Source organism: Butyricicoccus sp. AM32-19 (assembly GCF_003480365.1).
In the GTDB taxonomy this organism is placed as follows: Bacteria; Bacillota; Clostridia; order Oscillospirales; family Butyricicoccaceae; genus Agathobaculum; species Agathobaculum butyriciproducens.
Genome location: NZ_QUIX01000001.1, coordinates 267,109 through 280,679 on the forward strand (window position 1 = coordinate 267,109; position 13,571 = coordinate 280,679).

Consider the following 13,571-nt stretch of genomic DNA (forward strand, 5'->3'; position numbering starts at 1 on the left):
GGGAGGGGTGCAGATAGGAGATGCGATATGAAACAACGGTTTCGGGTGGGCGGCATGAGCTGCGCGGCCTGCTCCGCCCATGTGGAGAAAAGCGTCTCGGCGGTGCCGGGTGTCAGCGGCGTGCAGGTAAATCTGCTCGCCGGCAGCATGGCGGTCGAGTACGACGAAAACGCGTGCGACGCACAGACGATTATAAAGGCGGTCGAGTCCGGCGGCTACACGGCTGCGGTGGACGATGGCAGGCAGACCTCGGCTCCGGCGCAAAGCCCGCAGGCGGACGAGGCGCTGAAGGAAATGAAGACCCGCATTATCGTTTCGGCGGTGTTCATGGTCGTTTTGATGTACTTCTCGATGGGTGAGATGGTCGGGCTGCTGCTGCCGTCCTATGCGGCAGGTATGGACGGCATGTTCAATCTGGCGCTCACGGAGCTGATCCTCACGCTGCCGATTGTCATTATCAATCGCAAATATTATATCAACGGCTTCAAAACGCTGCTGCATCGTGCCCCGACTATGGACGCACTCATCGCCGTCGGCTCGGGTGCGGCGCTCGTGTACGGCATTTACGCGCTGATTCAAATCGCGCTCGCACCCACGCCGGAGGCAGCCCACAGCTTTATGCACGACCTGTATTTTGAGTCCGCAGGCATGATTTTGACGCTGGTAACGCTCGGCAAGTTCTTTGAAGCGCGTGCCAAGCGCAAGACCGGCGAAGCCATTGCGGCACTGATGGACCTGCGTCCGCAGACTGCCGAGGTCATCCGTGGCGGTCAGACCATGCAGCTGCCGATTGAGCAGGTACAGGTTGGCGATCTTGTTATCGTGCGCGGCGGTCAGTCCGTGCCGGTTGACGGCAAGATTACCGAGGGCAGCGCCTATCTGGACGAAAGCGCCATCACCGGTGAGAGCATGCCGGTCGAAAAGCACGTCGGCGATACCGTAATCGGCGCAACCGTATCCAAGAGCGGCTATGTTGTTATGAAGGCATTGCGTGTCGGCGACGATACGACCCTGAGCCAGATTATCCGTCTGGTAGAGGAGGCAGGCGCGTCCAAGGCGCCAATCGCCAAGCTGGCGGATAAGGTGGCAGGCGTGTTTGTGCCGGTCGTTATGGGTATTGCGCTCGTGACGGCAATCATCTGGCTGCTGGCCGGCGAAACGCCGAGTTTTGCGCTCACACGCGCGATTTCGGTTCTGGTCATCTCGTGCCCGTGCGCACTGGGACTGGCTACGCCGGTCGCTATCATGGTCGGCACAGGTGTCGGTGCGAAAAACGGCGTGCTGTTCCAGTCGGCGGAGGCGCTCGAGAATCTGCACAACGTAAACGCGGTCATCATGGACAAGACCGGTACCGTAACCGAAGGACGTCCGGTCGTAACCGACGTAAAATCCTTCGGCGTGGAGTCCGGTGACCTGCTCTCGCTGGCACTGTCACTCGAGAGCCGCAGCGACCATCCGCTGGCGGACGCCATTGTGCGCTATGCACGCGAAAAGAATGCGCAGGAGCGTTCGGTCACCGACTTTGAGATGATAGAGGGACAGGGTATCCGCGCAACTGTGGACGGCGTGCCGTGCTTTGCGGGCAACCGCCGGATGCTGCTCGCTAACGGACTCGCGCTGTCCGGCTCGATGCAGAAGCTGGGTGACGAGTTCGCCGCAGCAGGCAAAACGCCGCTGTTCTTTGCGGCAAACCGTCAGATCGTCGGCATTTTTGCGGTCGCTGACGTGCTCAAGCCGACCAGTAAGGCGGCAGTCGAAGCACTGCGCAGTATGCACATTGACGTAACGCTGCTCACCGGCGACATCCAGAAAACCGCGCAGTCCATCGCGTCCGAGCTGGGCGTGACCGATGTGATCGCTGAGGTGCTTCCGCAGGACAAGGAGCGTATCGTGCGCGAGAAGCAGGGCAAGGGCCGCAAGGTTGCCATGATCGGTGACGGCATCAACGATGCACCGGCGCTTGCGCGTGCCGATGTCGGCATTGCGATTGGTGCGGGCACGGACGTGGCTATCTCGTCTGCGGACGTTGTGCTGATGAAGAGCGACCTGATGGACGCGGTGGACGCCATCCGGCTGTCGCGCCGGACCATGCGCAACATTCGCCAGAACCTGTTCTGGGCGTTCTTCTACAACTGCATCGGCATTCCGATTGCGGCGGGTCTGCTGTGGGTACCGTTCGGCATCAAGCTCAGCCCGATGATTGGCGCGGCGGCAATGAGCCTGTCGTCCGTCTGCGTGGTATCCAACGCGCTGCGCCTGCGCTTTTTCAGCGCAACACCGCGAAAAACGGCGGGGACGCCTGCTGTTTTGCCCATAAGCGGCGAAAAGCCGCTTACGGCACATAAAAAGGAGGAAAATGTTATGGAAAAGACAATCAAGGTTGATGGCATGATGTGTCAGCACTGCGTGGCACATGTCAAAAAGGCGCTCGAGGGTGCAGCAGCCGGCTGTGATGTTGCGGTCGATCTGGATGCAGGCAAGGCAGTTGTTTCGGGCAAAACGCTGCCGGAGGATGCCGTTCTGACCGCAGCCGTCACCGAGGCGGGCTATGAGGTGGTTGACATCAAATGAGGGCAGATCGTAAAAAGGTCGAGCCGCTGCTCAGGACCGCGCGCGGGCAGATCGACGGCGTGCTCAAAATGATCGAGGACAACCGCTACTGCATGGATATTATGATGCAGCTGCAGGCGGTGGAATCGCTGGTGCATAAGGCGCAGAGAGAGGTTCTTCGCGGACATCTTTCCGGCTGTGTGCAGGATGCGTTTGAGACCGGAGATCAGAACGAGCGTGAGCAGAAGATCGCAGAGATCATCAAGCTGCTGGATAAAGCGTAAACGGAAGGACGTGCCTTTTGGCACGTCCTTTTTGCCTGAAAATTGAAGCTTTCTGCAGTTTATACAGGCTGTACAAAAATTACAAGCAAATAAGGATAACGCTCACAGCGGTATCTTCATGTACGGCGGCAAAGTTGATGCACAGAACGGTACAGCGCTGACAATTACCGGCACCGGTAATTCTGTATCCAAGGAAGTCGTAGAGGGTTACTATGTCGGTGCTCTGGCTATAAGAACCGCTGATCCGGCTAACGCAAATGTCCGGTTTGCAGATAATGCAACCGTAAATTTGATTGACAATGCAGTTTCCGCAATCAGAAACTGCGGTATGATCGAAATCGGTGCCGACACGGTTATCAAGAGCAACGGCAGCAAAACTCAGTATGGCGGCGGTATCCGCAATTACGGTGAAATTACTGTTTCTGCTGGTGCACAGCTGTATAACAACCATGCACTGATTGCTGGCGATGATATTTACAACGGTACCTATAAGTATAAAACTTACACTTGCGATGGCCGCATCACTTTTGCACCTGTCGGCAAGGACTGGGTACTGGACGACTGCAACGACCCGATCGTAGGCTGGTATCACGACGGCAAGGAAAAGCTGACGGACAATACCTACAAGCGCTGGAACGGTGATGGTGAAGGCGATGCCTACTACGCTGACGAATATACGGTTAGCGAAGAGGCTGTTTCCGATGCACTGGCGCTCAAGGCTGCACACGGTCAGCTCTGCAGCGTAACCTACGAAGTAACCGGCGACATTCCGTCTGATGCAGGCGCAGTTCCGGCGGCAGCCAAGGTGAAGAAGGGCGGCAGCTACACCGTCGCACCGGTACAGACCACCTCGCAGAGCCGCTACACGTTCAGCGGCTGGCGGATCAACGGTAGTGGTGATGTTGTAACCGAGATCAAGGACATTCAGCAGGATGTCAAGCTGATCGGCGTATGGACCCGCAGATCGTCCGGCGGTGGCGGCGGCAGCAGCAAGCCGACCGTTGACATTCCGGATGATGTACCGACCTCGGCGCACCTTGTGGGGCAGATTGTACTAATTGTTAGATTCGCAGGTGTTGTCCATCGCCACCAGACTGACGAGTTGTGCAGCACTGTTATCACCCAGGACCCCTCTCTTGATCTTCGGCGATTCACCTCGTGTCGCGCTTGCGGTATTGTCTTAACCGTATGTGTAGCAGTACGCTGTCTGTGCACTGCGAATATTTCACGAAAGACACTCGACGGTAACCGACTGCCGTTCCCCATTTCGGAGCGGTCGCCGGTCTCTGGTCTGCGCCAGACTAACAAACAAGGGAAAGGGATGAAAATTAGAGGGTGGAAACCGTAGGTGTTTACCCTCTTGTGCCCCTGCCGGGTAGGCAAATCCCCGCTGAATCTCAGCGAAAAACATTCCGTCCGTTAGGGACGAACACGCTTACGCAGTTCGAGTACTCCGCTCAGCCGGTGCTGAAAAAGGCTGCCGCCCGGAAAGGGCGTAGCGCATACGCACCTCGTGCGCCCAGCAAAGCCTCTGCAGAAGGCAAAAGAAAAGCCACTCACTTTCGTGAGTGGCTACTGGTGGAAGTTACAGGGCTCGAACCTGTGACCCTCTGCCGGTTGGTACATGACGAACCCGGCTGCAAAAAGGCAAAGAAAAAGCACTTACTTTCGTAAGTGCTTGATGGTGGAAGTTACAGGGCTCGAACCTGTGACCCTCTGCCGGTTGGTACATGACGAACCCGGCTGCAAAAAGGCAAAGAAAAAGCACTTACTTTCGTAAGTGCTTGATGGTGGAAGTTACAGGGCTCGAACCTGTGACCCTCTGCTTGTAAGGCAGATGCTCTCCCAGCTGAGCTAAACTTCCATTTTGGTGACCCAGCGGGGATTCGAACCCCGGACACCCTGCTTAAAAGGCAGGTGCTCTGCCGACTGAGCTACTGGGTCAGGTCAAAAAAGTTTTGCGCTGAGTATGAAATTAAGTCGTATGCCGTAATGGCAGGGACGGCTGGATTCGCTTTCCAACGGGAAAGCCACGGCGGTTCGAATAATCCACCGGATTATTCTCAAGAGCCGCCTTTCGAATCCAAGGATTCAAAATCTGCCATAATGGCAGGGACGGCTGGATTCGAACCAGCGAATGTCGGCGTCAAAGGCCGATGCCTTACCGCTTGGCGACGCCCCCGTATTCGTTTGCTCGAAACAGCGTTACCCTAAAGATAACGCGCTGCGTTCGCAGCGCGTCACAGGGTTATATGGGGTGGGTAAAGGGACTCGAACCCTCGACCCTCGGAACCACAATCCGATGCTCTAACCAACTGAGCTATACCCACCATATAAAGTTTGCAGCCGACGGAAATGGCACGCCAGGAGGGATTCGAACCCCCGGCCTACTGCTTAGAAGGCAGTTGCTCTATCCGGCTGAGCTACTGGCGCATATCAATTCCGATAAACCCATTCGAAGAAAATGGAGCGGGTGATGGGAATCGAACCCACGTGTTCAGCTTGGAAGGCTGACATTCTACCATTGAACTACACCCGCGGGTCTTTCTGACGCTCATTTAGTATATCAATAAAACCCTATAATGTCAACATCTTTTTTCAAATTTTTTTGAAAAACTTTTTTCGGCCAAATTTGCAAAGAACATCAAAAGGGCAGACGGTCATGCTATACTGTAATCAAAGGAGGGAGAGAGCATGAAAGCAACGATCTTACTGGCCGAGGATGAGCAGGCCATGCGTGAGGTGCTGACCGACTACTTCACCGCGAAGAGCGGCGGCGATTTTACGGTCGTGGCTGCGCCGGACGGCGACACGGCGCTGCACTTAATCGAAACCCGGCGGTTCGACCTGCTGCTGCTCGATATCATGCTGCCGGGCACGGACGGCTTTGCGCTGTGCCGCGCGGCACGGCGGCAGGGAGACGCGCCCATTCTGTTCGTCACGGCGCGCGAGGACGAACAGGACAAGCTGCACGGTTACGGCCTCGGTGCGGACGATTATGTGGTCAAGCCGTTCTCGCTGGCGGTGTTGTACGCCAAGGCACTGGCGCTCCTGCGGCGAGCGCGGGGCCTCAATGCCGGGAATACGCTGACAGCGGGTACCCTGTCACTCGACCCGGAACGGGGGATTGTCACAGCGGACGGCAGGCGCATCGACCTGCCGCCCAAGGAATTTGCTTTGCTGCGGGCGCTGATGGAGCGCAAAAACCGCGTGCTGACGCGTGACGAGCTGTTGAACCTTGCGTGGGGCTGGGATTTTGACGGCACGGACCGGGTAATCGACGGGCACATCAAAAAGCTGCGCCGAGCACTCGGTCCGCATGCGGACTGTATCAAAACCGTGGTAAAGCGCGGCTACAAGCTGGAGGTGGACGGAGATGAAAACCAAACGTAGAACCTTTTGGAGCTTTTTCACACGAATCGGCGCGGGCTTCCTTGCATTCTGGCTGGCAGTGATGGCGGTGTTCACCGTCCTGCTGTCGCAGCAGCGTGCAAAGCTCATGCTGGCGGAAATGGAAAGCAAATCGGACAAGCTGATGGGAGAGGATACCGATTTTTTGCTTGATCCCTCGAGCTATGACACGACGGACGAGACGGAACTGCGCAGACGATTGAGCAAGCCGGTATTCATGGCGGACAGCGCAGACCCGCCCAATCTGCAGATCATCGAGACCGCTATCACCGACCTGAAATCCGGCAAAGTTCTGCAAAGCAACCGCTGGTGGCTTGAGTTGATCGAGGGAGACAACCTGTACCGCGTGGATATGAGCGGTCAGCCGCGCGAGGTGTGCGAGGCGGTTCTTGCGGGTGCGGGCACAGGCGAGTCGAAAATAGAATCGCTGCCGAAGATGACCTTTGAGGCGTGGGTGGACAGCGTGCCCGGATACCGCGATGACGCCTATCTGAAATCCATCACGATCGAGCCGACCAAGAGCGGCACTTGGGAGCCGACCGGAGAGGTGCGCACGATTGAATGCGCATATGACGCGGAGCAGGTGAAAGGTCTGACGCTGAAAACCATGAGTTGTAATCGCTTGGTGTGCCCCGGACCGAACGGCGCCACGACCGAACAGATTGCGGAATCCCTGTCCTCGCCCGCGCGGCAGGCGCTGCGGGAATGGGCAGAATACCCGAGCCGCACAAACAGCAGCCAAACGGTCGAGAAGCTGTGGCTCGTGCGAACGTACCGGCGGACGATCAGATATTGTCCGTTTGCGGAAAGCGGCGCTGTGCTGGTGTCCTATGCGGCGGAAGGATATCCGCTCAAAGCCTTGCTGCCGGTACTGATTCCCGTATGGGCGTTCAGTCTGGTGCTGGCGCTATTCTGCGCGGCAGTGCTGTCCGGTGCGCAGCTGCGCGTCTGGCGCAAACAGGAGCGCATAGAGCGGGTACGCCGTGAAACGACCGCCGCACTTGCACACGAGCTGAAAACGCCGCTCTCCGTGCTCAGCGCCACCGCCGAGCTGCTCGGTGATAACCTTGCACCGGAAAAGCAGGCACACTATCTGGGTGTCATTCAGCAGCAGGCGCAGCGGATGGACGGCAGTGTGCGGCAGATGCTCGAACTGTCGAGACTGGAGACCGGCGCAAAAGCTCTGCGGCGAACGGCGTTCTCTCTGGCAGAATTGGCGCAGGAGCGCCTGCAGGCGGCTCTGCCGGCCGATTCCACCATCCGCACCGAATTTGCAGCACAGGACAAATTTGAGGTCAATGCAGACAGGGCACTGCTTGCGCGGGCACTGGACGCACTGCTCGAGAACGCCGTGCAGCACACGCCGGAGGGCGGCTGCATTACGGTGCACCTCGCGGACGGTGTGCTCTCGGTGACAAACACCGGCGATGCCATTCCGGCGGACGCGCTGCCGCGGCTGTGGGAGGCGTATTATCAGGCCGATCCGTCGCGCAGCGCAAAAGGCGACGGACTGGGACTGTCCATCGCGAAAACCGTGTTCGATCTGCATGGATACGCCTGCGGAGCGGAGAATACCGAAATCGGACCGAAGTTCTGGTTCCAATTTGCAGATAAATAGCAAAAATCGCTCGAAAGAGCGGTTTTTGCTGAGGCTGTCGAAAAACTCCGTTTTTCGAGCAGCCTCTCGATTGAAACCACGCTTTCAATCGAATCTTGACGAAAAGCCGCGCCCTATGGGCACAATTTTTCGTCCCTTGTATAATTCCCGAGGTACACGCCCCCGGGAATTATGAATTTGCTGTGCAAATTCTATTTTATGCGTGCTGCCGCACGAAAAGTAAAAACGATAGATTGACTTTTTCGACAGACTGAGCAAAAACCGCTCGAAAGAGCGGTTTTTGCTTTATTAAATAACTTTTTCGAATACCATGGTTGCCTGAATGCGGTCGCCGCCCATCAGACCCTTGCTGCCGCCGTTCGATGTAGTAATCGTGTGCAGGCGATAACCCTTTTGCGCTTGATGGTTAATCGCTTCTTCCAGTTCGGTCAGGTTGCCGGAACCGGTGCCGAGAAATTTTTCCTTCAAAGTAACCTGCAGAACAACGTAATGATAGTCCTTGCCGGATGCGGTGGAGAAAGTCGAGGAATCGCTGAAATCCATAAATAACACCTCCAGTAATTTACACGATTATATCGTATTCGACAGGAATTGTCAATCTGCGTGCAAAAGAAAACCGCCTGTTCAGGCGGTTTTCGCGTGTTAGATGGTATCCAGTTTTACCTTGCCGTCCTCAGCGGACAGGTGAGCGCCCATCAGCGGCTTATCACCGACGACGATGGCGGTGGCCAGCGGATTCTCGATCTCCTTCTCAATCAGGCGGCGCAGATTGCGGGCGCCGTACTTGACCGAGTAGGACTTCTCGGTGAGCAGACCGAGCAGGCTGTCGTCCCACGTCAGGCGGATATCCTTGTCTGCGAGCGTGGTGCGCAGCTCACCGAGCATGATCTCAGCGATATGGCGGAAGTTATCCTCGGACAGCTGGTTGAACGCGATAATCTCGTCAATGCGGTTGAGAAACTCCGGACGCATGATTTCTTCAAGAGCCTTCATCACGCGGTCCTTGCTCATCTGAGACACGGTGCGGCCGAAGCCTGCAGGCGTGTTATTGGACTGCGAACCGGCGTTCGAGGTCATAACGATAACCGTGTTCTCGAAGCTGACAACGCGGCCCTGAGCGTCGGTCAGACGGCCGTCATCCAGAATCTGCAGCAGAGAATTGAGTACATCCGGATGCGCCTTCTCGATCTCGTCGAACAGAACGACAGAGTACGGACGGCGGCGGATCTTCTCGGTCAGCTGACCGGCTTCATCGTAGCCGACGTATCCCGGAGGGGAACCGATCAGGCGGGAAACCGTGTGCTTTTCCATATATTCGGACATATCAAGACGCACAAGCGCATCCGGCGAGTCGAACAGGTCGAGAGCAAGCTGCTTGACCAGCTCGGTCTTGCCGACGCCGGTCGGGCCGACGAACAGGAAGGATGCCGGCTTGCGCTTGGGACTGATTCCCGCGCGGTTGCGGCGGATGGACGCGCAGACCGCGTCTACGGCTTCGTCCTGACCGATAACGTGCGATTTCAGGCGGGATTCCATATCGCGCAGGCGTGCGGACTCCTGCGCCGCTACCTTGGATGCCGGAATGCCGGTCCAGATTTCAATAACCTCAGCCAGAAGCTGCTCGTCAACCTGCGGTGCAGGCTTGGTCAGCAGCTCGTGCAGCTGTGCCTCCACCTGCAGAATGCGGCTGCGGCAGGTGGCGATCTTGGCGTAGGTCTCCTCCTCCTCGGCGCGGGCAGAGGACTGGGTCAGCTCGTCAAGCTGTGCCTGCAGGCGCTCAAGCTCGTTCTGCAGCTCGGGAATCTCGGACAGCTGCGGAGAATCCAGATTGAGGCGCGAGCAGGCTTCGTCGATCAGGTCGATGGCCTTATCCGGCAGAAAACGGTCGGTGATATAGCGTTCGCTCATCTCAGCGGCACGGCGGCACATCTCATCGGAAACAGTAACGCCGTGGAAGGTCTCGTAGTACGAGCGGATGCCCTTCAAAATCTCGGTGGTCTCGGCAACCGACGGCTCACCGATGTAGACCGGCTGGAAACGGCGCTCGAGCGCAGCGTCCTTCTCGATATACTTGCGGTACTCCTTGAGCGTAGTCGCGCCGATGACCTGAATGTCACCGCGGGCGAGGGCAGGCTTGAGGATGTTTGCGGCGTTCATCGAGCCTTCGGAATCGCCGGTGCCGACAATGTTGTGCACCTCGTCGATGACAAGGATGATGTTGCCGATACGCTTTACTTCGTCGATCAGGCCCTTCATGCGGCTCTCAAACTGGCCGCGGAACTGCGTGCCCGCCACGAGAGCGGTCAGGTCGAGCAGATGGACCTCCTTGTTGCGCATCTTGAACGGAATGCGGCCCTCGTTGATGCGGACTGCCAGACCCTCGGCAACGGCGGTCTTGCCGACACCGGGTTCGCCGATCAGGCACGGGTTGTTCTTCTGTCGGCGGTTCAAAATCTGAATGACGCGGTCGGTCTCGCGGTCGCGGCCCACGATGTGGTCAATGCGGCCTTCTGCGGCCTTTTGGGTCAGGTTCTCGCAGTAATTGTTCAGATATTTACGCTTTTTATCCTCCTTGCGGGAAGAACGGGTACGGGTCTCATCGTGAGAGCCGCCTGCGGGCTGTCCCGGCAGAGTACCGGCAGCAACCGGATCGGTCTCATGGGGTGCGTCGTCGTCCGTGCCGTCCGAACCGGCGGGAACCAGGTCGTTCAGGTCGGACAGGGAGCCGATCTCACCGGAGAGCGCTTCGAGGTCATCCTCGGTGATACCCATTTGCTCCATGATGTTATCGAGCGGCTTGACACCCAGTTCGCGTGCACATTTAAGGCACAGACCCTCCTGGGTGGTCTTATCCGGTCCCTCGATTTTGGTGATGAACACCACCGCGATGTTTTTCTTGCACCGCGAGCACATTGGCATATTCATAGGTTAAACTCCTTTTAGGAATTGAGAATTGGTAATAGAAAATGGAGAATTAAGGTGTTCTCCATTAAATGGCGATTGGTAAAGCATCCACAAGCTGTTTGAGCAGCAGCGTATGCTTGACACGCTCCGGCGAGAGATAGCCGAGCGATGTGTAGGTGATCGGGAACAGCCACTGCAGCACGATCAGCAGGATGCAGACGAATGCAACGCCGGTTACAAAGCCGATGAGTGCGCCGCCTGCAGAATCGAGTGCGCTGAGCGGTGTACGCCGCACAATGAGCTTAAGGCTGCGACCGAAAATCCAGATGAGCCGTCCGAACAGCACGCTGAACAGCACCACAAGCATAGAGAACGCGATGCTCTCCGACATGCCGACAGCCGCTTCGGTGACGCTCTGCCGCAGACCGTCCAGCACGCCTTCGGCGGTTTTAAGTGCGGCCTGTTTTTCAAACAGCTGACCGACTGCCGGCACGACCACCCACTGCGCGATATACGGTGCGGTATACTTGGCGGCGGCGACCGACGCGGCGATCATGCCGATGCGGCCGAGCACGCCGTACAGCGCACCGACCAGTCCGCGTCGGGCACCGAGCCACACGTTGGCCAGCAGCACGGCAATGAGGATCAGGTCAGGCGCGTTGAGCAGCTGCGCCGCTGTGGAAATCATATCGTTGATATCAGTTATCTGCATGCACTTCCTCGGATCGTTCGGAATGCGCGGTAAAGATACGCGCGTTGCGGTTGTAGAGCAGGAAAACCGTACCGTCATCGGTCATGAGCACACGGCGTGCGCCGACAGCGTCATCATTGTGCCACTGCGGCTCGGCGGAGGTGTTGTAGACCGTAACGCCGGACGCAGACAGCACCGCCGTACCGGCGTTGGAGACGGCAAGCGCCGTCGGCTCCTCGGTCAGTGCGAACGGACCGTGCAGACTGCCGTTGCGGACGGTATAGAGGTCGCTGCGTGCATCGTTCAGGTAGGAGCGCACAGCGACAGCCATCGTACTGCCCTGAGAGGCAGTGGCGATCAGATCCTGCGAGCTGAGCTCGAGCAGCACATCGACCGTGCCTCTGCGGGTGACATGATACAGGCCGGTGTCGCACAGCGCGATCGCGGCGTTGTTCTCGGAATAAGTGAGCGTTACACCGAGCGCGTCAGTCAGTGCGGTGTCCGAAACCTGCTTGCCGGAGGACACATCAAAGAACAGCACATGGGATTCGAGCGTTACGCCGTTCTGCCGGAAGGCGAGAATGCCGAGCGTATTGCAGTCCGGCGAGAGCACAGCGGATACAATATAGTATTCCGAAGCGCGGTATTTGAAAACCTCTTTTCCTGCGGTGTCGTAAACGGCAGCGGCGGTACGGTAGCCGTGCTCATTGGTGGTGAGCACGAAACGGCCGCTGCGGCCGATCGAACCGTTCAGAATGGTGGATTCCAGCTCCAGCTCCGCGACAGCGCCTGCTGAGCCGACCAGTGCGGCTTTGACGCCGCCGCGGTCGTACACGAGCACATGATTCGTGCTGCTTTCCACCGCGGGATCGGAGTAGCCGAGCGAATAGCGCAGCGTGGTCATGCTGCCCGCGCGGGACAGGAACAGCGCGTCACTGTCCGCGTACGCCAGACCGGATTCAAACAGCGCACCGTCGCTGAAGGTCTCGTTTTCGTAGTTGATGGTGGTGATATCGCCGTCATGCGAGCGAATACCGGCCGCAATATAGCTGCCGAGCGTGCGCAGCGAGGTCGGCGTAAAAATACGGTAGTTGGCGATCAGGAACAGGGCTGTTCCCAGCACCAGAGCCCAGCCGCAGAGCATGCGGACCAGAGCGGTCGTGCGGATACGCGCGTCCTTGCTGTCGAGCAGGCGCTGACGGCGCTCCCGCCTGGAGAGCGGAAAGCGGATGATATTCTGCTTTGGGTTCTGTTCGCTCATGAAATCCCGCCTCCTTATTGTAGCGTGTTTAATGGGTGAAAATGTGAATAAAACTTGAAATCTGTCAGTCCGACAGGCGGAATCTGTCCAGTTCGGGTGTATCGTCGTACCACAGGCGGTTCATGAACAGACCGCAGGCAGGCAGGGTCGGTCCGGCCTGCTCTCTGTCGCACGCGAGCAGTACGTCGCGCACCTGCTCGGGCGCTAGCTTGCCGCCGCCGACATACGTCAGCGTGCCTGCAATCGCGCGGACCATGTTGTACAGGAAGCCGTCGCCGCAGACGCGGATGCGGATGAGGTCATCCACCGGCTCCACCTCGCACCAGAAAATAGTACGAACCGTGCTCTTGACCGGTGTGCCCTGACTTCTCACGGATGCAAAGTCCTGCTTGCCGACAAAATACTGTGCGCCTTCCTGCATTTTTGTAATATCCAGCGGATAATTGTACCGATACGCGTACCGCGCGTGGAACGGGTCCCGCAGGGTGGAAGGAAACAGATAATAGGCGTATTCCTTTTTGGTGCAGTTGAAGCGCGCATCGAAGTCCTTGGGAACCTCGACTGCGCCGGAAACCGCAATATCCTCGGGCAGAAAGCTGCTCAGCGCATACGGCAGACGGTCCATCGGGATCGTGCAGTCTGCGTGGAAGTTTGCCACATACCGGCGGGCATGAACGCCGGAATCCGTGCGTCCGACACCGGAAACATGAACTTTTTGCTTCAGCAGATGAAAAATCGCGTCCTCCATACTCTCCTGAATCGAAGGACCGTTTTTCTGAATCTGCCAGCCGTTATAGTGGGTGCCGTCGTAAGACAGCACTACTGCAATATTTTTCATCATTTCAGTTACTC

General features: G+C 57.5%; 10 protein-coding genes and 6 tRNA genes. 5 read left to right on the forward strand and 11 right to left on the reverse strand.

Translation table 11 applies throughout. The annotated features are described in order from the left end of the window. The first annotated feature begins 27 nt into the window (after window positions 1-27). The 3 genes from DW806_RS01195 (at window position 28) to DW806_RS01205 (ending at window position 4,182) form a co-directional block, all read left to right on the forward strand. On the forward strand, window positions 28-2,571 hold the full coding sequence (locus tag DW806_RS01195; protein ID WP_118728856.1) for a heavy metal translocating P-type ATPase: 2,544 nt from the start codon (window positions 28-30) through the stop codon (window positions 2,569-2,571). After that, entirely contained in the window at window positions 2,568-2,834 is a 267-nt protein-coding gene (locus DW806_RS01200; protein WP_118728857.1) for a metal-sensing transcriptional repressor, read from the forward strand. Before DW806_RS01195 ends, DW806_RS01200 begins: the two co-directional genes overlap by 4 nt. A 118-nt stretch (window positions 2,835-2,952) precedes the next feature. Further along, window positions 2,953-4,182: a hypothetical protein gene (locus DW806_RS01205; RefSeq protein WP_118728858.1), complete on the forward strand. Its 1,230-nt coding sequence runs from the start codon at window positions 2,953-2,955 to the stop codon at window positions 4,180-4,182. A gap of 440 nt (window positions 4,183-4,622) precedes the next feature. On the opposite strand, the gene DW806_RS01210 is transcribed toward DW806_RS01205, so the two are convergent. From DW806_RS01210 to DW806_RS01235, 6 genes are all read right to left on the reverse strand, one after another. Then, a tRNA-Val gene (locus tag DW806_RS01210) sits at window positions 4,623-4,698 on the reverse strand. 4 nt (window positions 4,699-4,702) lie between these two features. Then, a tRNA-Lys gene (locus DW806_RS01215) sits at window positions 4,703-4,778 on the reverse strand. Window positions 4,779-4,941: 163 nt separating this feature from the next. After that, window positions 4,942-5,016: transfer RNA gene (locus tag DW806_RS01220), tRNA-Gln, on the reverse strand. Window positions 5,017-5,087: 71 nt separating this feature from the next. After that, a tRNA-His gene (locus DW806_RS01225) sits at window positions 5,088-5,164 on the reverse strand. 26 nt (window positions 5,165-5,190) lie between these two features. After that, window positions 5,191-5,267: transfer RNA gene (locus tag DW806_RS01230), tRNA-Arg, on the reverse strand. 32 nt (window positions 5,268-5,299) lie between these two features. After that, window positions 5,300-5,373: transfer RNA gene (locus tag DW806_RS01235), tRNA-Gly, on the reverse strand. Between the two features lie 155 nt (window positions 5,374-5,528). Here DW806_RS01235 and DW806_RS01240 point away from each other — a divergent pair. Both DW806_RS01240 and DW806_RS01245 read left to right on the forward strand, forming a co-directional pair. Further along, window positions 5,529-6,227 (forward strand): response regulator transcription factor, encoded by a 699-nt coding sequence (locus tag DW806_RS01240; protein ID WP_118728859.1) that lies wholly within the window; start codon window positions 5,529-5,531, stop codon window positions 6,225-6,227. Continuing rightward, on the forward strand, window positions 6,211-7,863 hold the full coding sequence (locus DW806_RS01245; RefSeq protein WP_118728860.1) for a sensor histidine kinase: 1,653 nt from the start codon (window positions 6,211-6,213) through the stop codon (window positions 7,861-7,863). The genes DW806_RS01240 and DW806_RS01245 overlap by 17 nt, the downstream gene beginning before the upstream one ends. A 288-nt stretch (window positions 7,864-8,151) precedes the next feature. On the opposite strand, the gene DW806_RS01250 is transcribed toward DW806_RS01245, so the two are convergent. From DW806_RS01250 to truA, 5 genes are all read right to left on the reverse strand, one after another. Continuing rightward, a complete protein-coding gene (locus DW806_RS01250; protein WP_181967608.1) occupies window positions 8,152-8,406 on the reverse strand; it encodes a DUF4177 domain-containing protein in 255 nt (84 codons plus the stop codon). Between the two features lie 99 nt (window positions 8,407-8,505). Beyond that, window positions 8,506-10,788 carry an ATP-dependent Clp protease ATP-binding subunit gene (locus tag DW806_RS01255; protein WP_118728861.1) on the reverse strand — a complete coding sequence of 761 codons (2,283 nt, stop codon included), beginning with the start codon at window positions 10,786-10,788 and terminating at the stop codon, window positions 8,506-8,508. Window positions 10,789-10,852: 64 nt separating this feature from the next. Next, window positions 10,853-11,479 carry a CvpA family protein gene (locus DW806_RS01260; protein WP_158578254.1) on the reverse strand — a complete coding sequence of 209 codons (627 nt, stop codon included), beginning with the start codon at window positions 11,477-11,479 and terminating at the stop codon, window positions 10,853-10,855. After that, a complete protein-coding gene (locus tag DW806_RS01265) occupies window positions 11,466-12,719 on the reverse strand; it encodes a DUF5711 family protein (protein WP_118728863.1) in 1,254 nt (417 codons plus the stop codon). Before DW806_RS01265 ends, DW806_RS01260 begins: the two co-directional genes overlap by 14 nt. Before the next feature lie 64 nt (window positions 12,720-12,783). Continuing rightward, window positions 12,784-13,560 carry a tRNA pseudouridine(38-40) synthase TruA gene (truA, locus tag DW806_RS01270; RefSeq protein ID WP_243022601.1) on the reverse strand — a complete coding sequence of 259 codons (777 nt, stop codon included), beginning with the start codon at window positions 13,558-13,560 and terminating at the stop codon, window positions 12,784-12,786. Between the last annotated feature and the right edge of the window lie 11 nt (window positions 13,561-13,571).